Origin of the sequence: Priestia megaterium (assembly GCF_041941685.1) — a bacterium.
Taxonomy (GTDB): domain Bacteria; phylum Bacillota; class Bacilli; order Bacillales; family Bacillaceae_H; genus Priestia; species Priestia megaterium_C.
In genome coordinates this window covers 42,603-64,300 of record NZ_CP130964.1, presented here as the reverse complement: position 1 = coordinate 64,300, position 21,698 = coordinate 42,603, and the positions used below count along the sequence as shown (strand labels likewise).

General features: G+C 34.2%; 21 protein-coding genes. 9 read left to right on the top strand and 12 right to left on the bottom strand.

What is annotated here, in order from left to right; genetic code table 11:
* Nucleotides 1-303 precede the first annotated feature (303 nt).
* On the top strand, nucleotides 304-438 hold the full coding sequence (sinI, locus tag Q5794_RS30385) for a DNA-binding anti-repressor SinI (RefSeq protein WP_374989526.1): 135 nt from the start codon (nucleotides 304-306) through the stop codon (nucleotides 436-438).
* A 184-nt stretch (nucleotides 439-622) separates the two neighbouring features.
* Here the strand turns inward: sinI and Q5794_RS30380 are convergent, their stop codons facing one another.
* Nucleotides 623-1,075, bottom strand: coding sequence for a hypothetical protein (locus Q5794_RS30380; RefSeq protein WP_374989525.1), 453 nt, complete (start codon nucleotides 1,073-1,075; stop codon nucleotides 623-625).
* Nucleotides 1,076-1,864 (bottom strand): hypothetical protein, encoded by a 789-nt coding sequence (locus Q5794_RS30375; protein ID WP_214989339.1) that lies wholly within the window; start codon nucleotides 1,862-1,864, stop codon nucleotides 1,076-1,078. It abuts the gene before it with no gap.
* Between the two features lie 328 nt (nucleotides 1,865-2,192).
* On the opposite strand from Q5794_RS30375, the gene Q5794_RS30370 reads away from it, so the two are divergent.
* Nucleotides 2,193-2,642, top strand: a complete 450-nt coding sequence (locus Q5794_RS30370) for a CBO0543 family protein (RefSeq protein ID WP_374989524.1) — start codon at nucleotides 2,193-2,195, stop codon at nucleotides 2,640-2,642.
* A 91-nt stretch (nucleotides 2,643-2,733) separates the two neighbouring features.
* Here the strand turns inward: Q5794_RS30370 and Q5794_RS30365 are convergent, their stop codons facing one another.
* Nucleotides 2,734-2,973, bottom strand: coding sequence for a hypothetical protein (locus Q5794_RS30365; protein WP_374989523.1), 240 nt, complete (start codon nucleotides 2,971-2,973; stop codon nucleotides 2,734-2,736).
* A gap of 857 nt (nucleotides 2,974-3,830) precedes the next feature.
* Here Q5794_RS30365 and Q5794_RS30360 point away from each other — a divergent pair.
* Entirely contained in the window at nucleotides 3,831-4,667 is an 837-nt protein-coding gene (locus Q5794_RS30360) for an STAS domain-containing protein (RefSeq protein ID WP_374989522.1), read from the top strand.
* Between the two features lie 302 nt (nucleotides 4,668-4,969).
* On the opposite strand, the gene Q5794_RS30355 is transcribed toward Q5794_RS30360, so the two are convergent.
* The 3 genes from Q5794_RS30355 to Q5794_RS30345 all read right to left on the bottom strand — a co-directional run bounded on the left by Q5794_RS30355 (nucleotide 4,970) and on the right by Q5794_RS30345 (nucleotide 7,935).
* A complete protein-coding gene (locus Q5794_RS30355; RefSeq protein ID WP_374989521.1) occupies nucleotides 4,970-5,443 on the bottom strand; it encodes a hypothetical protein in 474 nt (157 codons plus the stop codon).
* 449 nt (nucleotides 5,444-5,892) lie between these two features.
* Nucleotides 5,893-6,171 (bottom strand): GlsB/YeaQ/YmgE family stress response membrane protein, encoded by a 279-nt coding sequence (locus Q5794_RS30350; protein WP_374989520.1) that lies wholly within the window; start codon nucleotides 6,169-6,171, stop codon nucleotides 5,893-5,895.
* A gap of 771 nt (nucleotides 6,172-6,942) precedes the next feature.
* Nucleotides 6,943-7,935 (bottom strand): DUF3231 family protein, encoded by a 993-nt coding sequence (locus Q5794_RS30345; protein ID WP_374989519.1) that lies wholly within the window; start codon nucleotides 7,933-7,935, stop codon nucleotides 6,943-6,945.
* 1,229 nt (nucleotides 7,936-9,164) lie between these two features.
* On the opposite strand from Q5794_RS30345, the gene Q5794_RS30340 reads away from it, so the two are divergent.
* Nucleotides 9,165-10,169 carry a DUF3231 family protein gene (locus Q5794_RS30340; RefSeq protein ID WP_374989518.1) on the top strand — a complete coding sequence of 335 codons (1,005 nt, stop codon included), beginning with the start codon at nucleotides 9,165-9,167 and terminating at the stop codon, nucleotides 10,167-10,169.
* A gap of 290 nt (nucleotides 10,170-10,459) precedes the next feature.
* Here the strand turns inward: Q5794_RS30340 and Q5794_RS30335 are convergent, their stop codons facing one another.
* The 5 genes from Q5794_RS30335 to Q5794_RS30315 all read right to left on the bottom strand — a co-directional run bounded on the left by Q5794_RS30335 (nucleotide 10,460) and on the right by Q5794_RS30315 (nucleotide 14,858).
* Nucleotides 10,460-11,800, bottom strand: a complete 1,341-nt coding sequence (locus Q5794_RS30335; protein ID WP_374989517.1) for a replication-associated recombination protein A — start codon at nucleotides 11,798-11,800, stop codon at nucleotides 10,460-10,462.
* 77 nt (nucleotides 11,801-11,877) lie between these two features.
* On the bottom strand, nucleotides 11,878-12,324 hold the full coding sequence (locus Q5794_RS30330) for a nuclear transport factor 2 family protein (protein ID WP_374989516.1): 447 nt from the start codon (nucleotides 12,322-12,324) through the stop codon (nucleotides 11,878-11,880).
* Nucleotides 12,325-12,470: 146 nt separating this feature from the next.
* The gene (locus Q5794_RS30325) at nucleotides 12,471-13,460 is read right to left on the bottom strand and encodes a zinc-binding dehydrogenase (RefSeq protein WP_374989515.1); all 990 of its coding nucleotides are present in this window, start codon (nucleotides 13,458-13,460) and stop codon (nucleotides 12,471-12,473) included.
* A complete protein-coding gene (locus Q5794_RS30320; RefSeq protein ID WP_374989514.1) occupies nucleotides 13,457-14,293 on the bottom strand; it encodes a radical SAM protein in 837 nt (278 codons plus the stop codon). Before Q5794_RS30320 ends, Q5794_RS30325 begins: the two co-directional genes overlap by 4 nt.
* Before the next feature lie 124 nt (nucleotides 14,294-14,417).
* Nucleotides 14,418-14,858: a nuclear transport factor 2 family protein gene (locus Q5794_RS30315; RefSeq protein WP_328256770.1), complete on the bottom strand. Its 441-nt coding sequence runs from the start codon at nucleotides 14,856-14,858 to the stop codon at nucleotides 14,418-14,420.
* 138 nt (nucleotides 14,859-14,996) lie between these two features.
* On the opposite strand from Q5794_RS30315, the gene Q5794_RS30310 reads away from it, so the two are divergent.
* The 3 genes from Q5794_RS30310 to Q5794_RS30300 all read left to right on the top strand — a co-directional run bounded on the left by Q5794_RS30310 (nucleotide 14,997) and on the right by Q5794_RS30300 (nucleotide 17,290).
* A complete protein-coding gene (locus tag Q5794_RS30310; protein ID WP_214989174.1) occupies nucleotides 14,997-15,887 on the top strand; it encodes a helix-turn-helix transcriptional regulator in 891 nt (296 codons plus the stop codon).
* A gap of 85 nt (nucleotides 15,888-15,972) precedes the next feature.
* Nucleotides 15,973-16,305, top strand: coding sequence for an MmcQ/YjbR family DNA-binding protein (locus Q5794_RS30305; RefSeq protein ID WP_116078304.1), 333 nt, complete (start codon nucleotides 15,973-15,975; stop codon nucleotides 16,303-16,305).
* Between the two features lie 4 nt (nucleotides 16,306-16,309).
* A complete protein-coding gene (locus Q5794_RS30300; RefSeq protein WP_214989173.1) occupies nucleotides 16,310-17,290 on the top strand; it encodes a nitronate monooxygenase in 981 nt (326 codons plus the stop codon).
* A gap of 211 nt (nucleotides 17,291-17,501) precedes the next feature.
* On the opposite strand, the gene Q5794_RS30295 is transcribed toward Q5794_RS30300, so the two are convergent.
* Nucleotides 17,502-18,395, bottom strand: a complete 894-nt coding sequence (locus tag Q5794_RS30295; RefSeq protein ID WP_214989172.1) for a LysR family transcriptional regulator — start codon at nucleotides 18,393-18,395, stop codon at nucleotides 17,502-17,504.
* 836 nt (nucleotides 18,396-19,231) lie between these two features.
* Between Q5794_RS30295 and Q5794_RS30290 the strand changes: the two genes are divergently transcribed.
* The gene (locus Q5794_RS30290) at nucleotides 19,232-20,128 is read left to right on the top strand and encodes an EamA family transporter (RefSeq protein ID WP_214989171.1); all 897 of its coding nucleotides are present in this window, start codon (nucleotides 19,232-19,234) and stop codon (nucleotides 20,126-20,128) included.
* 183 nt (nucleotides 20,129-20,311) lie between these two features.
* Entirely contained in the window at nucleotides 20,312-21,292 is a 981-nt protein-coding gene (locus Q5794_RS30285) for a zinc-binding alcohol dehydrogenase family protein (RefSeq protein ID WP_374989513.1), read from the top strand.
* The last annotated feature ends 406 nt before the right edge of the window (nucleotides 21,293-21,698 follow it).

Genomic DNA, 21,698 nt, shown 5'->3' with positions numbered 1-21,698 from the left:
CTTTGTATATCGTATACAGCGTAAAAACGAAAAAAACTACCCCATGGATGTAAGGTAGTTTTTCTGTTTTATCAAAAGGGTTAGTAAAGGATACCTTGGAGTATCTTGAGTAGTTTGCTCAATAAACAAATTTTTATTCATAATAGATAGTTTCAATATTAAATTTCAATTAATTATATAAATAGACTTATATTGCAGGAAATTAGAAGGAATTTGTTGAATATATGGTATAAATTCCCAAGGTTTTATCATTAAATGATAACGTCTAAGTAACCTCAACTAGGAAAGTTGGAGGGATCGTAAGTGCTAAAAGAAAAGGATAATACGTTTGATCAGGAATGGGTAAGTCTTATGAAGGAAGCTTATCAATTGGGCCTTTCACTCGTAGAAATAAAGGAATTTATATATTCAAATCAAAAAGAGCCTGTTTCTAAATGATTTAGGCTTTTTTGGCGTCTTATAATGGTGATTATGTTAACTAAACATGTGTAGCATATACAGCTTAAAAACAGAAAAAACTACCTTATGCGAGTAAGATAGTTCCTCTGGTGAATGCTCTAAATAGATGTATTTGACACCTTATAGTGTCTTGGGTAGTTTGTTCAAATTAATTAGATAGTATTCATATCGTTATGGCTACACCTAGAGCTAAATGATCCCAAAGAATGTGTTCTACCTGTTCTTTTTGTTTTTCTTCACATTGCACAATGACAATGACTTCTGATGCTTTTCCCCTAAGAACTCTTTGTTTTTTCTTAACCCTTTTTTGAACAAATAGATCAAATAAAAAGCCTAAAACAAAGCCAAAGAATGCACCAATCACCCCCCAATAAATGGGTCCCCAATCTAAAACAAAGCCCCTACTTGCACCAATCGTTGAAAAGATAACCGCAAGAAATAGCCCTGTCTGACTCAACGAAACGCCGTCTGAGCGATGAATGGTATCAAAAAGTTTTCTCTCCTCTGTCCGATTATCAAGAGGGACCGCAAATAAATCATCAATCCCTTTTTGCTCTAATTCACTAATCACGAGTTCGATATTGATTGAATGTTCAAAGGTTGCAAAAATTTGCATTCACATCACCTTCTGTCCCTTTTTTATTTTAAAGTTAGGAGATTGATAATGACTTTTTAAATAGTTTTTCTGTTCTTTCTCAAATAATTTATTGTTTTCTACCGTACTTGTATACGCCTCATATATCGTGAAAAAATAGTACGAAGGGATATAGGATAACCACTGGGGATCTAATACGCTTGTCGATTTTTCAACGTTTCCTAAGATAAGATAATGAATGCCTTCTAATAAGTGCGAATAGTAAATAAAGACAACTGTCCATGTAAGAGTAAAGAAAGCTAATATAATCCTATGGAGATAAAGTTGTCCCATGCTGGGAATCGTCGAACTCCATAAAAAGGCCATTAGAGGGGTGCGCTTTTCCAAGTAGTTAATTCCTATAGCATTAATACTAAATGTATTAAACGGGCCATCCTCTCTTTCAACAAGTACAGCAATTTTATTTAATTCAACAGTCGTTCGATAACTGTCCCAAATGGAAAAAAGATAAACCGGTATATATAAAAATAACAACCTCACATCTAAAACTGCTTTTGCTGATTCTATATCACCTGTGAAGGAATAAACCATTGCTCGATTTAAGTGTGTTTGCTGATTGATGAATACTTCCCAAATAACTAAAAGCAATCCCCGGGCATATTTGTCTAGAAGAAGATGTCCGAATCCAGGGAAAGCCATGGACCAACAGGCGACTATATAGGGGTTTCTTCGATGAATAACAACTGTCCCAAAAGAATTGACATCGGCTTTATAGCGTCGTGCCTCATTTCTATTTGTAAAATTCCTCATGCTCTTCCCCCTCTATCAAAATAGTATGTAACCGTAATAGTATTGACAGCTTTCTATTAATTAATCTTCTTTTCTTAATAGGATTGGAGAATTTTTCTCTAAGAAAATATGTCTTTTGATGCTGCTATATCGAAGTAATGGAATGTATAAGTGCAATACTTTTTGGGTGTAATAGATATACACATGTCATAAACCTTCCTTTGAGCAAATAAAAAGCCACTGTAAATTATCATTACAATGACTTCTTTTAGGGGGATTAAAGTGTAGTGAAAGTGGAATGATAGGAAAGATATTAATCTTTATACGGTTTAAAGGCAGGTGACTGACAATGGTTGCTATTTTTATTTGTTTTATAATTTTTAATTTACTTTCATTCTTTGTACCTAAGAAGTTAACTCCTATTGAAATATATGCTACATCTTTCTTTGCTTACGCTTATGGAATGACAACAGACATGATTCTAGATTTGCATTACAATCTATATGGTTATTTCCAAGAAGGCTTTCAATGGCTGTCACTCTTAGCCATTATTATGTATTTTCCATCTATTAGCTTTTTATTTTTAAACTTTTATCCCTTTACTAAGAGTTTAGGGGGAAAATTAGGGTATATTTTAAGTTGGACCATTTTTTCAGTTGTATTTGAATGGTTCGCAGTTAAAACGGACTTTTTTTATTACAACGGCTGGGAATTATTGTATTCAGCAATAGTCTATCCTTTTATCTTTCTGGTTCTATTAATGAATTTAAAGGTAGTTCGGAAAATAATCACCTTGTAGTTAAAGGGAAAGAAATCCTCTTTAGTAAATTAGGGTTTCTTTTTTTATGAGTTTCTATAATATGAATTATGTAAACTTTAAAAGTAGCTTATTACTCAGTGACTTCTTGTTCCACAGTACTTATTATTCTATACAAAGCTATAGATGTAGTCTCCACATCCGGAAAATGTTCAATATAACCTGTTTCAACATTTTTCACTTGAAAATTCTTTAGTTCTTTAGAATAACTGAGAGAAAAGGTATTATTTTCACTACAAAAGGTATGAGTGATTTCACTATCTTCATACCGTAATAAAGTTTCTAACATTTCTTTGATTTTAATTATTGTCATGTATCACCAAACCCCTTTCTCACTATTTAAAGAAATTCTACAAATTAAAGTTTAATCCATTTTAACATAGGGTATAAGTGCAAGTTAGTACTTATAAAAACTGAAATGAAATTTTAACAATGAAATAAATTTGTAAAAAAACAAAAAAAGTACTTTGGTGATGAGATTGGAGTACTATAGGAGAAATACAACATAGTTAGCAATTCTAAATATATATGGTAAAAAAGATGGATGTAAAATACATGTTTTAAGGGTAAAAATAAAAAGAGTCTCATTTAAAAATGATATTTTTGAAGAGATAGGAGGTATCTGAAATTGAGTAGTGCATCTAGATTCAAAATGCGAATTTACAGTTCTCGATGGGAGCATAGGGACCTTTATCATTTTAAAAAACAAGAGGTGGTTGGGAGTTTGAAAACTATAGATGTAAGGGTGAAGTAGATAAAGGCGGTAATCCTTTATTTTATAAAGCCCTTATTACTGATTCTATTTCCTATCCTGATCATCTAGAGGTTTATATTTCTAGTACCTGGGAAAAAGTTGACACGTTAAATAAAGCACAAGTTCAGATTATTTTTGATGAACTATCTGAATGGATATCGGCTAGCGAAAATGACCTTAATTAACCCTTTATCATGTTGAAAAAATGAGCACGACCATGGTATATCCAGGTTTAAAGATTCATTATAAAAGCTCTGTTGTTTTTTATCTAAAAACATATCTAGTGTCGTTAGTACAAAAAAGGAGAACTTTTCTTTATATACAAAGACTGAAAATAGATAATAATTCATTTAGGGATATTATTTAATTAATTAAGAATAACGATAATCAGCAAACAAATAAGGAGTGTATTCAAAATGGTAATTATTTATAATCAGAGAGAGAAAATGACCGATTTTATTAGAGATAATAAACAGAATTTCCAGGAAAAACTTTTATCAGAGGCGGTTAATGTGGCCTCTAAGATTACTGACATTTTAGAAACTGGAAATATTGACCTTTTAAAAAACGCTCAAAAGTTATCTCTATATGTCGTGGAGCAAAAAGAAGAACAACTTATTGCTTTCGCTCAGCAAGAAGGCGTAGCCTGGGCGGAGCACGCCTTAACTCTTGCCTTCAAACTAGAATGGGTACAGGCCATTAGGCGAACATTGTGGCATTTTCTCTATCAATATGATCGAATAAATAACCATTTCAATAGCCGTGAAGAATTTTATACCTTAGAGAAGCGTATTAATGATAAGATTGATCAATTTCTTAACACTTTTCTCATTAGTTATTCCAAGTATAAAGATGAATTAATTGCCTCCCAGAGGGACTTAGTTGAACATCTATCGGTGCCTATTATACCACTTAGCCAATCTGTAGCTGTATTACCGTTGATCGGAAGGGTTGACACATACCGTATCCAAACGATTGAGGAGAAAGTATTGATAGGCATATCAGATTTAAGGATTGAAACATTAATTATAGACCTGTCTGGAATTGCCAACATGGAGATGCATGTCATTGACCATTTTCAAAAAATATTAACTGGCATTTCAATGATGGGATGTAAAGCTATTCTTACAGGTTTACGTGCTGACCTGGTGCGAACAATGATTCAGTCAGGAATCTCTTTTGAGGACCAGGTAGAAACAAAAGGGACCCTACAGCAAACATTAAAAGAATATCTAGAACTCCACCAAATGTAGGAGGACTAGGGAAGTTTACTCTACACACAGAAATGACAATGAATTTATGAAATTAGAATCGTTTTTGAAAAAATAAATCAGTATTCAGAAAAGCCTTATAGTAAGATATAAGGCTTTTTGTGCCTAGAAAATCATTAAGGTAGCTAAAAATGTATAGAGTATACAGCTTAAATACAGAAAAACTACTGCTCCCCTACAGTATTTTTTCTGTTACCCATATCTTATGTTTAAGTACTGATGTCTCACGACGTCTTAATTAGTTTTACGTATATTTAACACTTTATTCGTTTTATCCTAACGTTCTAAGATCTTTTGCTAGATAAAGTGTTATCTTTTACATACATTTCATAATGTCCATTTATGTAACTAGATACCTTTAAATTAAGTAGAAGAGCTTTTAGGTTAACTATTTTTTCAGTATCTAATCCGCACTCTTTTGCTATATCTTCAATTCCTTTTTTACTGATTTGTATGTTATCTTCCAAATCGGTTACTGTTTCTTTACTGTACTGGAAAGGAACTTCATCTATAACTTCTGTAATTAATTGATCCTGCCCCCCATACTCTAGTCTCCCTTTGACTGCAGCATGTTTTCCAATTAATACAGCCTGCTCTTTTATATCCGATAGAAGAATCATTAATCTAATTCGTTGATTCATTGGAATATGATGTTTATCAAAAATAGAGATAATTTTGGTTTGATAATCATCCATGGTTGTGTGAAGTTGATGTTTTGCTTCTCTTATTACTTCTTCGCTATTTTTAATAAGTATCATACTTAAATTCTCTGTCTCCTCCGTATTATCTATACTTTCATTATAACAAACTAGAAAAAGGGAACGTCATTTTTCACTACTTATCACGATAAATAATGTATATAAACAAATATTATCATGGATTCATTAATCATTCACATTAATTGTAGGGAAATATACCGACTCATAATTTTTAAAGATTTACACCATAATAAGCGACCTCATTCATTTCAATTAGAATTATAAGGTCGCTTATAAGATATTCTGATTCAATTTTTGTGTTTTTTCCGTTCTTTTATTGCAAAGCAATTGTTTTATCATTAAATTCTCGTCTCATTTTTAACATGTTTATCAACTGTACTGAGCAAATAAATAAGGTAAGAATTTAGTTTGAATTGCTTCTCTTCAATAAAGTCAGATAACATTAGACTAGTATTATTAGTCACTCCAATTTACATTTTATCTCTTTCTCATGCATGATGATTATGATTATGATTATTCTTTTGACCCATTTTGCGCATAATAAAGCTTACAATTAACACTAAAATAATTGATCCAATAATAGCTGGGATAATTGCAAATCCACCTACGACTGGTCCCCAATTACCTAAGATAAGTCCACCTAACCAGGCACCAATAAAACCAGCAATAATATTACCAATAATACCTCCAGGAACACCACGTCCTGTAATTAAACTAGCGAGCCAGCCGATAATTCCCCCGACAATTAGCATCCATAGTATTTCCATTAAGAAGCGCCTCCTTATTAAAAGATTTAGTTGACTTTACCCCTAAATGAAACGAATTAATCATGGGATTTTTTTCTTATTCAGAGGTTTTTCTCTTAGTTAAGTAGAAAATTTCACACAGATTTCTTTAAATAGTTACTAAATGCTATTCACCATATGAATTTCCTAAACAAAAACAAGCCCTATATCATAAATTTATTTGCTTCTATGGATCGTGTAATTCGTTTTGTGTAACTAGAGATTACTAAGAGATCATCGCTAATATGCATATTAGCGATGATCTGTCATTGTATCCTTTTATATAAAAAAGAGAAAAACAATCCGATTTAGAGATCAATTGTTTTTCTCGACAAATACATAGCTTCTACTATCTAGATATTCTTTTTTCACATCCATAGTTAAGTACTTTTTTTAGAAGTACTATCTGATTGTATAACTCGTTCTTAGTAGGTAGATGTCTACACTTATCATAATCTGCAATTAAACATTTAATTTCCCTATAGAATAGGAAACGTTCATAGTTATCGAGCATATCCTCCCCTCCTGATGTCATTTCTTTTACATTACCCCTTCGACACATACTGACACTTGATTTCTGATAATTTACATTATGTTAACTAAGCATGTATCGAGTATACAGCCTAAAAAGAAAATAACTACCTTCTAAGAAGATAGCTGTTTTCTACTGATAATATGAAATGTTGTCAATGCCTCACGACATCTTGAGTAGTTTGCTCAAATTACTAAACGTTATTCATTAAGAAAATTTGTCTAATCTAGTCTTTTACGATCGTCTGCTTGGGGAGGTTGTTCCATCCAATTATTGTCAATCATATCTTTTCCAATACGACTATATATCCATAAACTATTTAATGCAGCCTTTTCACAGTGTGCTGAAATATCAGCCCTCATACTAGCGATGACACCAGCACTAAAGTAAGTTACTGCTACACCAAAAAGGAAGCCAGTTTGAAGAAGCATAAGTCTATCTGAAAAAGGAGAAACAGTAGAATTTGTAATCTCTGTTTCAACGGATTTAGGTAGGTGAAGGTTGTCTTTCGTTAATAGAGATGAAAATACGTCAATGTGTTTGTTTTTTACTTGTAGGCTTTTTTCTAATAATGCACGTACGTGTGAATTTTTGGAGACTTGTTTAAAGCCAAGTATCATCGCCTTTGAAATCATAGTTTTATCTAAATTAAAAAAGATATGACCACTTTCAATTGAATTCATGGGTCTATGTTTACCAAAAATATCTGTTACATACTTGTATTCTTTTATTATCTCCACCTTCTTTGGTGTTAGATATACGGGTGGCTTTTGATAAAGTTGTTTTGATATAAGAAGATCTTTAGATTTTTTATAAAGTTCCATCGCATCCAAATTACATTGATAATAAAACCCTACGATATCTTCACGTATGGAAGTCGTAAAAGATAAGCTATATTCATTATTGCCATGGGTACTCATCATATAAAGAGACTTGAGACACAAAACGTCAGTAAATAGAGGCGGAGCTTCTAAGTTTACATCCTCTTCCGTAAATCCATTAGGAATTGGAAACCTTTCTTGCTTAAATAATTTCGTTAAGGTTTCTATATGTTTGAAGGAAAATTGGAGAGCTAATTGAAAAAGACTATGTATTTCAGGATCTTGAATAGTTTGTAACATATATTTATTTACGCATACAGATAATGTTTCACGGATATAGTGTGTCCATAAATTCGCGATTTCAGGGGATGTTAAGTGATTATTTTCTTGCAATTTTCTTCTCCTCCGTATAAAAACTAATTTTTCTTAGTTTTCCCTCCTTTTAAGCTTTCATACAGGTTAGCTTTTTCTCATAATATTTCCGATAAGATCCATTATGGTGCGACAAGATGTCGCTTTTATATAGTGTGGCTCACGCCACTAGTTTAGATGCAAAAACTATCCCTGTCCCACACCTGGTAACGGGTTCGTGGGTTGCATGCGGAAATACGGAAACAGAGAGTCAGTGCACGGCTCGGAACACTGCTAGGGGAAGATGAGTATAGTGAACGAAGGGGAAGGTTTGTAAGCTTCGGAAATGTTAGCTCAGGATAGTGCACAGGTTTGCCTGAGTATTGGCAGGAGGAAAAGTAGACTCATAATGCTACTGTGACGCGTCCCGCATCTTGACCGGAGTAAAGACCCCACCTAACCTCGCCGTATCTATAAGATGCGGAACTTGGTAAGCTCTTTGTCATCTGTACTTACAGTAGGGAGATCGTAAGATCAAACGATGTGACAGAGGGTAAAGGATACGAGAGAAAGCGAATGCAGTTGTCTCGAAAGAGAACTGACTTCTCGTTGGTCTCTCGTAGGCACATAAGGTTGTGGCTATCTTCTGACAAAAGAAACGTACTATTATGTATACCTCCACTTGGAGCGTCGGCGTACGTTTGACTTACCAATACGGTGTGTGATGAGGATACGACAGCAAATGGACCTACAATGGGAGGCTTGAGCCGATGTGTCTTGAAAGGGACTTGCACGGTTCTTAGGGGAGGAAGGGGAAGTGATGCCCCTAACTTACCCGACTTAACCCTTTATGATTTTTAAAATACTGATAACTAAAGGTCTATGTAGTCAATAAATGATCTCGATATTGTGCCGAGGTCCTTTTATTTAATCTCCATTGATAGATATTTTGATTATAATCTTTCATAATACGCCAAGATTGACCATGATGAGCTTGTATAGATTAAGGTCTATAAGTAGAAAGTAATACAGATTAAGAATAAAAGGAGTATAGAAATGTTACGTAAAGCCTTGGATGCACAATGTCGTATATTATTCTTATTTGGATCGTACTTTGGACTTCGTCTTATATATACAAAAGAGATCTACATAGAGGTAGTAAATGGGTATACGATAAATATTCTTAGTTTACTCATACAAACTAGCGTATATATTTTAATATGTAAATTATTCATATTGAATAAGAAATTTACTTTTTAGGAGGGTTTAGAATGAGCAATTCACAACATCCACCCATTACATCAACGGAATTAGCAACGTTATGGATGACTTATCAGGAAAAAACGATGATCATGAGGTTTTTAGAGTATTTTCTTAAACATAATAAAAATGAGCAACAACTATTTCAGCTTCATTATGATCGCGCAGTTAAGAGTGTAGACTTTATTAAGACTATTTTCCAGGGAGAAGGAGCAGCTATTCCTATTGGATTTACTGAAAATGATGTGAATAAAGAAGCACCTAAACTATATGATTATATGTTTGATGTTATGTATTTTCGCTTGATGTCTCAAATAGAGACGGGTCTTTTTGCGCTTTATTCGAATATGTCCTACCGTAAAGATATAAGGCAATTTTTTAAATGTGTAACTGCAGAAGCGCAAGAGCTGTATGATCAGTTAACTCACTTATTAATAGAGACAGGGGTAATTTCTCGTCCTCCATATGTCTCCATGCCAAAGGAAGTTCATTTTGTAAATGATAAAAATTATATGGATGGTCTAAAATGGATTGGTGAGAAAAGATCTCTTAATACGATGGAAGTTTCTCTTATTCAACACGCCGTTGATACGAATCTTGTAGGAATGCAATTAATGATTGGATTTGCACAGGTAGCTAATGATCAAAAGGTACGAAAACACTTTGTTAAAGGTATGGAGTTATCAAAGAAAATTGAAACAGAATTAGGTGATGTATTACGGCATAGTTATATTGAGCCGCCAGCAACGCATGCTGGAAAAGCAACAACTTCAACAGTTGCTCCTTTTTCTGATAAATTGATGATGTATAATACCAGTTTGTTAAGTACATTTGGACTTGGTAGCAACGCACTGGGAGGCGCATTTAGTTTGCGTAGTGATTTACCAGTAAAGATGTTACAAATCGGAAAAGATATTTACAGCTTTGCGAAAGAGGGTGGGGAAATTATGATTAAAAACGGATGGATGGAAGAACCACCCCAGATTGAGGATCGAAATCAATTGACAAAAAGATAAGGGAAAACGAATCGAATTATTAAGAAGATAAACTATCCTCTCTATATTCTAAGAAGTAAAGCCTTTATAATTCCTAAGTCTAAAGGCTTTTTGTTATTTCTACCGAGAAGCAGTTTTATGTTAACTAAAAGTTAGAAATAGCTAATAAAAAGCAGCACTGCCCATTCAAATTGGATAGTGCTGTTTTTTATTAGTTTATTATATAGATCAATGCTGCTATTAAGTTAGGAATAGCAATTGAGATAAATTTTTTAGAATCCTCTAAACGACTTTTATGTTTTTCTCTTTTTCTATTCTTTGTCAAATTCAGTATTATGGGTTTTCTTCCATTCCTTAATATAGTTCAGGCGCTGCTTGATTTTAGCTTCATTTCCGTTCTCTGTTGGTTTGTAATAATTGTGATCGGCAATACTCTCTGGACGAGTTGGCATAGTAGTCAATTTATCATCATAAAAATGCGCTAACTGATACCCTTTACCGTAACCAACTTCTTTCATCAGTTTAGTGGTAGCATTGCGCAGATGAAGTGGAACAGACTCATTTATGGTTTGCTTAATGTCTTTCTGCACAGTAGTTCTAGCCTTGTAAGTCGAATTTGACTTAGGTGCTAAAGATAAATAGATAACACATTGTGTGAGATGGATATCACATTCAGGCAGCCCAATATAACGACAGGCCTGAAAGACGTTAATGGCTAAGTTAAGTGCATTATTATCAGCTAGACCAATATCTTCACTCGCAAAACGGATTAATCGCCTAGCAATATAAATAGGGTCTTCTCCACCGTCAATCATACGTCCCAACCAGTAAATGGCAGAGTCCACGTCGCTATTTCGCATAGACTTATGAAGGGCTGAGATAATATTGTAATGCTCCTCTCCATCCTTATCATAGTATGCCATTTTCTTGTCTAATAATTCCTCTAGCAAATCATCAGTAATGATAGCTTTATTGTCATCAATGTCACTATTGATAACTAACATTTCTAAGGTATTTATAGCAGTTCTAGCATCGCCATTTGAAAAAATAGCAATCTTTCTCAGCATCTCATCTTTAATGGTAATTTCCAAATCGGGAAAAGACTGGGGAGATCTGAGTACGCCTTGAAGAAGTTCAACAATGTCGTCTTTAGTCAATTGTTTGAGAACAAAAACACGTGTACGAGATAATAAGGCAGAATTGACTTCAAAAGATGGATTCTCAGTTGTTGCCCCAATCAAGATAATGCTACCCTTTTCAACATAAGGTAGAAAAGCATCTTGTTGAGCCTTGTTGAAACGGTGAATTTCATCAATAAAGACGATAGTACGTTCACCAAATTGGCGATTTTCTTCAGCCTCATTCATAATCTTACGAATTTCTTTAATCCCGTTCATAACAGCACTAAAAGTGATAAATTTAGACTGGGTTTTCTTAGCAATAATTTCAGCAAGGGTCGTTTTTCCGACGCCTGGAGGCCCCCAGAAAATCATAGAAGAAACTTGATCTTTTTCAATCATTTCACGTAAGAATTTCCCATCTCCAACCAAGTGCTTTTGTCCTACAAAATGGTCTAAATCAGTTGGTCTCATACGGCTGGCTAAGGGGGCAGTCATGGTCATTTCTTGGTCAAATAATGATGTTTTTTTCATAGTGGTACCTCGTTTGTTATGAATGACTTAATCGTAAGTTCCTAAAGTCACTAAATTTGGTGATTGAATAAGGTCTATTAAACAATATCTTTCGTTGTTCCAAAATCCATATCCATTGGTCGGATAAATGACCATGTTGAATGAATTACATGCCAACCATCCTCTTCCTTTTGAAAAACCTCAATACAATTGTAATGCATATCGATTAGTGACGTGTCCGCATGTAGTTGGTAGGTTAAAACAGCCATATCTTCTATGGCTTGAACTCGTGGATAACAGAAATCGTAACTATCCGCAAAAAGCTTACCTTCTACAGCATTCAAGACAAATTCTGTGATGTCTTCATGACTATCAATACGTTTTTCAACAGCACCATCAAAATATGAAAAATTCTTCCTAGACCATAATTCAAGGTAGCCAGATGTATCACCTTTGAACCATTTATCTAGAGCTGATTTTTCAAGTTGAATAATTTCTTCAGCTAATGCTTGTTCATTTTTCTTGATTTTTTGGTTATTTTTCATTGTTTTATCCTCTTTTCTAGTTTTATTTTAATGCTAAGTGAACTTATTACTTTAATCTTTAATATATCAATCAGTTCAGAGATTGATTTTTAGACTGTATCAATAATAAAAAATTGCTGTGGATATTACTTTGAGAAATATTGTCATTAAAGGACTACGACATGTTTGCCAATATATTTACCTGATTCTAAGTTTATTTGTGCTTGAACTACTTCTCCCAAACCGTGATAGACTTTAGCAATTGGCACTGTTATTTCTCGATTTTCAATACTTTTTAAAATGTCATTAAAAATACTAGCAGGTAAATCATTGGATCCACCAGCGTAACTGGTTAAGAAGACTCCTGTTGGAATCATAAATGGCGAAAAATTATTTAATGTCCACTGACCTGCTAACGCACCAGTAAAGCAGACGCGCCCACCCTTTCGAGTTAAACTCATGTCTTGGAATAGGGTGGTAAAACCTACTAATTCTAAAACCATATCAACACCTTTTGGAGTAATTTTTTTAATTTCCTTTTCGATTTCTTGATTATCAACCAGTGCGTAGTCGGCACCGTGACGCCTTAAGGTCTCAAGCTTTTCAATTTTTCGACTTGTCGTAATGACTGTAGCGCCCAGTCTTTTAGCTAAAACCAAGGCCATTAATCCTACGGTTGATGTTCCACCACGGATTAGTAATAAATCACTTTTTTTGATTCCTAAACCAATAGTCAGGGAACCGTAAGCTGTTTGGAGCATCTCGGGTAAGGCCCCGACAATGTCCCAGTCTAAATTAGTGTATAGTGGAATGATGTTTTCTTCTCTAACCAGCATATATTCTGCATAAGAACCATCAATAGACCGTCCTAAACCGCCCATCATTGTAGCAACTTTTTGTCCGATTTTGAACCTACTGTTTGAAGTCACTTCATCAACAATACCAACTCCCTCAATTCCTAAAATTCTTGGAAATGAGAAATCAGCTGACGATTCACCTCTGCGACTTGTAATCTCTGACTCATTAATGCCAAAGGCTTGAACCTTAATAAGAACGAATCCTTCTTTGATACTTGGTCGTTCTACTAGTATTGGTATCAAATCTTTGACTTCACATTTTTTCACCAATTTAATGGCCATCATTTGTTCTTCTTTCATTTTCCTTTCAGAGGATACTCTTTATTGGAAGACAAGAATACAGACCTTTCATTAAAAAACTTATTAAAATAATTATTCGTCTTCAAATGAATATCAGGCTGGTACCATTTAGAAAACCTATTTCGCTGAAACAACAAAGGCATACCCAATCGCTCGGATCGCTTCCCCTTCAAACCATCTCCAATGTTTAGAGAATCAATATATATTCGATCAACAATGCCCTGTAATCTTTTAGGGAAATCTGGAGTGAAGGGCAAGAGAGGAGAAATGGATGCCTGTGTAGCAATTCCTGCTGCATGGACATTTCCAAGAGCCTTTAAGCGCAGGTTGATCCCTGGAGCTAAAGGTGCAAAAAGTCGCTTTACATCTTCTCGGTCTGTTTCGATAGTCATAGAAACTAATAACTCACAACGTTGTTGTAATTCTAAAAGTATATCGAGGTCCCTAACCACCAGAGGACTTCTTGTTTGGATTTGAAGGAAATCCGGTGGAGATTCAATCATCTCCGTTAATATTTTTCTTGTTATCTCAACCTTACGTTCGATGGGTTGATATGGATCTGTAGTAGTAGACATGAATATATTGATAGGTTTATTTCTCCGGCGAAGACTATTAATTTCTTTACTATAGTTTTCAACAGCGTTAAGTTTAATATTAATCCATTCTCCCCAAGAAATATCTTTGTATTTTTGAATGGGCATTTCTCTAACATAGCAATAACTACATCCAAAAGCACAACCACTGTAAGGGTTCAAAGAGTGAGTAAATCCAGCAGTAGATATTCCTTTAGTTTCGCTCAAAATTTTTTTTGCCATCGTATTATCAATCTGCATGTTCGATATCCCTTCATTTTAAATATTTATATAAATGAAATTCCGAATGAACAGAAACTCCCTCCACCAGCTCAACTGATAAAGGGAGTTTTCATTACGTAATTATAGTAAAAGATGTGTGTATTTAGAACGCGTCAGAACCTGATATAATCCCAGGATGGCGGACAAAAGACCAATGGGAATGTACTGTGTGCCATTCACCCTCAATCAAACGAAAAACTTCAGTAGTATTCCAACATTTTTGAAGTTTTTCCTGTCCATCTTCTCCTGCTACGTAATTGTGTAAATTATAACTCAACACAGCTAAATCACCAGCTTCACTGACAGCGACATCTGGATTAAGATATTCACTCCGAATAATATTAGGATTTTTATAGAGTGACAAAATATGTTCTCTCACTGCTGAATTACCTACAATAAGTTTTTCAGTCACAGGATCGAAGTAAGAAATGTCATCACTATAACTATCCAGGTATCCATAGCAGTCTCCTTGATTCCACCGTTCATTATTGGCGCGTTCTATATTCAATACAGTTTCAGCTATCTCTTTGATATTTACACTCATTTTTTTGCTCCTTTTCTTAATGTGTTGAAAGTGATATGATCATTTTAGGTCATTTAATACAAATAATAAAGGCAAAAACGAGAAAATAAATGATACTTTCTGGACATTTTGCATTTTTGAGCGAAGGAGATTTATGTAGTGGTTCGCATATCAAAGCAGAAAATAAATATAGAACGTCTCAAATATCAACCTGTATTACCTTATCCATACGATTTGGAAATTTTTCGAGTCTCTGATCTTAAACAACGGACACCGAAAGAAAGGATGAGTGTAACTTATAGATATGAATTCTACATGCTTATATGTGTTACTCAAGGTGATTGTATACAATGGGTCGATTTTGAGCCGATTTCCTGTAGCACAGGAACCTTACTTGCCATATCCCCGGGTCAAGTTCATAATTTCGGACACGATGAGAATTGGGATGGTTGGATTATTTTGTTTCGTTCGGAGTTTCTTATACCTAACACATCAACATTACTAGCTTTTGATTTTGGAAGGCTACCAAACATTCTAAATTTAAATAATAATGAGTTGCGTCGTGGGATCACTTCTATCGAACGAATGATTGAAGACTCGTTGATTGAAGGGGCAGAAGAAGATGTTCATATGTTATTACGTTACCAACTTTATGCATTTGTGACTTGGCTCAGTATTCTTCATAAACACAAACAGATGCATGACACAATACATTCTCAAACATCGCTGCGTTTTACAAACTTCCAGAAACTCGTTGAGAAATACTTTGATAAGTTTAGCCATGTCAGTGAATACGCTATTCGTCTAAACTGCACGGAAAAAACTCTGACTCGAGCAACTAAGGCAGCAGTTGGAACAAGTGCTAAAGCTTTTATCTCGGCCCGGATTAATCTTGAAGCAAAACGTCTGCTGATGCATACTGATTATTCTATTAGCGACATTGCGGAAAAGCTTAACTTTAAGGAAGCCACCCACTTTAGCAAATTTTTCAAACGTGAAACAGGTTGTACACCTGCAGAATTTCGGCAGCAGCACCTTGGAAATTATTGATATCAATAACAAATGATTTAGACAACTTCTTAAGATTAGACCTTACAAACTATGTTTTTCTTACCTAGAGAAAGGAGGAAAAATCATGAAAAGTAGGCAGGAAGCTATTAATTACTGCATGAAATATAGAAATGTATTTGAAGACCAACCGTTTCGAGATAAGAACTGGACCACTATTAGACATAAGGAAAATCAGAAGGTTTTTGCATGGATTTTTGAGAGAGCTGATCACATTTGGATAAATTTAAAGGGTGAACCAGAGATAAATCGTCATTTACGTCAAAGTTATGATTCTGTAGTTCCGGCTTATCATCTTAATAAGGAACATTGGAATTCTATCATTTTAGACGGTACTGTACCAGAAAAAGAAATATATGAAATGATTAAAACAAGCTACCATTTAACAAAGGAGAAGTAAACTTATGAAAACAAGAATAACTGAAATCTTTGGAATTCAATATCCGATTATTCAAGGAGGATTAGCCTATTTAGCTTATGCAGAATTAGCCTCAGCTGTCTCTAACGCTGGTGGACTCGGACAAATCACTGCGGCAACTCTGGGTACCCCAGAGAAACTTCGAGAAGAAATTCGTAAAGTACGTAAGCTCACTGATAAGCCCTTTGGTGTGAATTTTGCCATTGCACGACATGATGGAAATTATAAGGACTTGCTTGAAGTGGCTATCGAGGAGAAAGTACCGACTATTTCTATAACGGGAGGCAATCCTCAACCTGTTTTTGAACGAATAAAAGGAGAGAATATTAAAACTCTTGTGCTCGTTTCAGGGGTTAGACAAGCTCAAAAAGCTGAGGAGCTTGGTGCTGATGCTATAATGGCAGTAGGACAAGAAGGAGGCGGCCACCTAGGCCGCGATGATATTGGCACAATGGTCCTTATCCCTCGTGTAGTTGAATCTGTGTCAATTCCTGTACTAGCTAGTGGTGGTATTGGAGATGGGAGAGGCTTATTAGCAGCTTTTGCCCTCGGAGCAGAAGGGGTAGAAATGGGAACAAGATTTATTGCTACTCAAGAGTGTGTCCATGCAAATAATGTATATAAAAAAGCATTAGTTAATGCAAAAGAGACAGATACAGTTATTATAAAAAAAACATTGGGTACACCAGGTCGTGTCTTAAGATCAGAATATACTAGAGACATTATTGAACGTGAACAACATGGAGCAACTTACGAAGATTTAAAAAATGTTGTAAGTGGAGAAGCCAATTGCAGGTACATCTATGAGGGTAACGAACAAGAAGGTTTCGGTTGGGCTGGACAGGTTGCTGGGCTTATTAAAGATATCCCTACAGTTCAAGAGTTGTTTGATGAAATGGTTTCTACAGCTGAACAAGGTAAACAACGCTTGGTGAATATCTTCGAGGCGGAGAAGAAATTTATTTGATTACCACTATTAAGGTATTTCTTTTAATTTATATTTATATTTAAGTAGAGTTTGAGAACAGCAGAGTAATTCTGTTGTTCTTTTTTATTTTGATTTCACTAGCAACAAATGAGCCTTTTTGAGCTCCATTCCTATAGAATACATTGTGTTATCTAAGCTTTTCCTATTTTCTAGATATAGAAGAAACTTAGGTAACACAAGAGAATTAAATTTATTGGTCAGATACAAATTCTTGAATAAATTCTTTTGCTATTTTTGACATGTATCGATCTTTTGACCACAATACTACAGACTCCATGCTTAAGGATGAACCAACAATCTCTAATGGTCGTATATTGTGTTTAGAAAAACGGTTAAAAATGTAATTTGGCATAATTGTTGCACTAATACCAGCTTCTACGAATGTAAATGCTGAATGAGGATTGTTACATTCACATATGATATTTAGCTTCACGCCATGTTTTTTAGATTCTTCTATGATTGCCTCATATGTTCCTCCAACTCCATCTTCTCGTCTAGATAATACAAGAGGCAATTGCTCAATTTCCTTATACGTAATGGTATGTTTAGACTCCTCTACATCCCAAGACTTTGGTACAAACAATGAATATTTGATGTCACCCAAACGAAGCATTTCTACTGTTGACGAGTCGATAAGAATAGGCAAGTTTAGAATAGCCATTTCAATTTTTCTTGATTCTAATAAGCGAACAAGATTATTAGTGTCCCTGTCTAGAATTTTAAACGTAACTTCAGGGTATCGTTTGCGAAAATTATTAATTTTGTCAGGTAACCTATATAGGTCAAGATGACCCACGCCAACGGAGATTTCTCCCCGTATCCCATTTTTAATATCTTGAATTTCATCAACTGTTTCATTCAATTGATTTATTAAATAAACTGCACGTTTGTATAGAGTTTTACCAGCTAAAGTCAGTTCTAACTTCTTTCCATAACGTTTAAATAAATCGATACCTAAAGTTTGTTCCAATAGTTTAAGTTGATAACTTAGAGGGGGTTGAGCTATATTTAAACGTTTTGCTGCTTTTGTAATGTTATTTTCTTCTACAATAGCAACAAAATACTTCAGTTGACGGATATCCATTATCTCTATTACCACCTATTCTTTACATGAAAATATCTTATGTAAACATATTATATCACTGAGCAATCTTATTTATATATAAGTGCACTGTTCTATCAAAAGCTTAAAGTATAGGGGTATAAATGATACAAAAAAAGTATCAAAATCATATATTATATGTATTTATTGTATAGTTAGAAAACATGTTAACATTACTTAAGGGTTCTGATGCAAGAAGTTGAATGAAATTATTATTAAAATAACATTATTTACTTAATGAAAAAGCTTTAGCTTTGGCGATGTTGATGGAATCAATGAAAGACGAAGTTTATCTATTAATCATATGTTTGGTACCTACATATAGCATGTAAAATGAAGAACTCATAAAATTTCATACTAATGCAACAAATCCTTTTTCACAATTAAGTAGATCATATATTTAAGTTAAAGGACAAAGTTGTTAAGTCGAAGCAATTCAAGTGATTAAAAACGGAGACTTTCTCTAGAAATAAACCTATCTGAAATTTTCTAATCATTATACAAAAGAATGGTCTGTTAATGATTTACAGGTTTTTCAATAAATCTTTGCATCAGAGCCATTATTCTTAAATATTTCACTCAACCTTAGCTTTTAATAGAGGGATGAAAATGAGGTTTAGTATGTATAAAGTAGTTATATACCAGTAAGGCAAATTAGATATCTTAGTAACATAATTAATACGTAGAATATCTCCAAAGAATTTAATTATAAAATTAAATAATATAAATCAAAATTATGTGTACTTCTAAATGTGTCTTATCTTCATCCCCTCTCAAGATTATGAGAAATATTCTAACTAAAAAGGAAGTATAAGTATATGTTATTAGGAATTTTATTTACTATTCTGTGGGCATCTGGAGCAGTTGCTGTTAAATTTGGACTTTTATCAGCTCCTCCATTAATAATGGGAACTGTACGTTTCCTTTTAGCAGGAATTTTATTATTACTATATATATATCTATTTCAAAAAGGAAAATACCCCATCCCTAAAAAAGGAGAGTGGAAGCCTTTAATCTTATTAGGGTTATTGAATACTTCACTGTATTTAGGTTGTGGGTTTTTGGCCCTACAAACCGTGTCTTCTGGCTTTTTTAATTTGGCTGTCGTTCTTAATCCTTTTCTTGTTGCACTTTTCTCCTCGATCTTCATGAATCGTTTTATTCAAAGGAAAGAGTGGTTAGGAATGATTGTTTCAGCAATCGGACTAATAATCGCCACATACCCTCTATTCAAAAATGGCCAGTCTACATTAAGTGGAATTATCTTGCTAATAATTGCAATGGTATCTATGGCCATTGGAAGTGTATACTTTCAAAAGCAAAAGTTACAGCTACCTAGTTTAGTTATTAATGCCTGGCAAGTTTTATTTGGTGGGATTATTTTAATCATACCTTCCATGATTTTAGAGTTAGATAAACCCATTATATTTGATATGAATTTAATGATATATCTCGTTTGGTCTGTCTTAGGAGTCTCCATCTTGGCGATGATTCTTTGGTTTTATCTCCTTAAACAAGATGCCGTTAAAGCAAATATTTGGTTATTTTTAACCCCCATTGCAGGTTATCTCTTAGCCTTTACCTTATTAGGAGAAGAGATTACGATATATGATATTATTGCTTCTCTTTTTGTGTTTACTGGATTATTTTTATCAGGAAATTTACGCCTTAACAAATCAGCTAAACCTCCATTGGAGAAAAAATTCGAAGCATAATAGAAATCACTTAATGAAGTTATTAGTCGGAATTTCTTTTGGATATCAAGATAAAGGACATAAAGGAAATAGCGTGCGTATGGGGCGCCATGCTATTGATAATAATGTGATTTTCTATAAATGACGTTAGGGTTTCATCTTCACAGAAGGAAGATTTGAAAAGATTTATAGGAGGAATTATTTATGAAAGCTGTTGTTATTAATGAATTTGGTGGACCTGAGGTATTGAAATATATAAATATAGACATTCCTTCAATCAATCCAGACCAAGTATTAATACGTGTAGAAGCAACAAGTGTCAATTTTGCTGATATTCAAACAAGGCAAGGAAAATACCACGCGGCGGGGAAACCTCCAATTATTCCTGGGTTAGATGCTGCAGGAATAATTGAGGCTGTAGGGTCTAACGTACAAAGCCTGAAAGTAGGCCAAAGAGTGATTGCTTTTCCGAAAACTGGATCGTATGCGGAATATATCGTAGCAGATGAAAACCTCACCTTTGTGCTTCCAGATAACGTTAATTTTCATACAGCAGCAGCAAGTCCAATAGTTTCTTTTACGGCTTATAAACTTCTCGCTGATGTAGGCAGGGTGCAGCCGGGTGAAACGGTTCTTATACATGCTGCGGCAGGAGGAATTGGAACAACAGCAATCCAATTGGCAAAAATTTTAGGGGCAGGTCGTGTTATTGGAACGGTAGGAAGTGAGAAGAAAATTGCAACAGCATTAGAAGCAGGTGCAGATCATGTCATTTGTTATGAGAAAGAAGATTTCGTCAAAAAGGTAAATGAATTAACAAATGACCAAGGGGCTCATATTATTTTAGACTCAATTTCTGGTAAGGTAGCAGAAAAGAGCCTAGACTGTTTAGCGATGTACGGACGTTTGGTCAATTTCGGAAATGCAAGTGGAGATATTGGTCAATTTGTAACCAAAGATTTGCATGCCAGTTGCCGAGCTGTCCTCGGATTTAGTCTCGGTACGACGAGAAATAACCGTCCAGAACTATTACGTGAAACAGCTGCTCGAATAATGGATTATTTAGCAGAAGAGCGTCTGGACATAATGGTAGGAAAGCGCTTTTCAATTGAGGAAGTACCAGAAGCACATCGTTTAGTAGAAAGTAGACAAAGCACAGGAAAAGTTTTATTGGAAATTAACTAATTGGAAAACTGAGGAAACGATAATCTAATAGCCGGAAATCAAAAATTTCTAAAGTGCTGAAATTTGCATCGAATAATCCCGTTATATGTAAAAAAACATTTAATTTCCTCAGAGAGCATTTCTCTGCATATGGAAGGCGTATATTTTATGTTTTTTTATCAATAAATAGTAGGTTTATATATATTATTACAGATGATTTCAACTTGATAAAATGTAGAGTGGTAAAGCCAAAAGAACAATCAACACACTAAAAAGGTAATGTAGCATGCCTATAGCATGTTGCATTACCTTTTTAAACTTTCATTTTTTTATGTCTATTCCATATACCTTTTTGAACGAAAATAAAACTTGCTTAGCGAACTTTTTTTAATGTTCGTTTAAGTATAAAAACACTATACGATCGTCT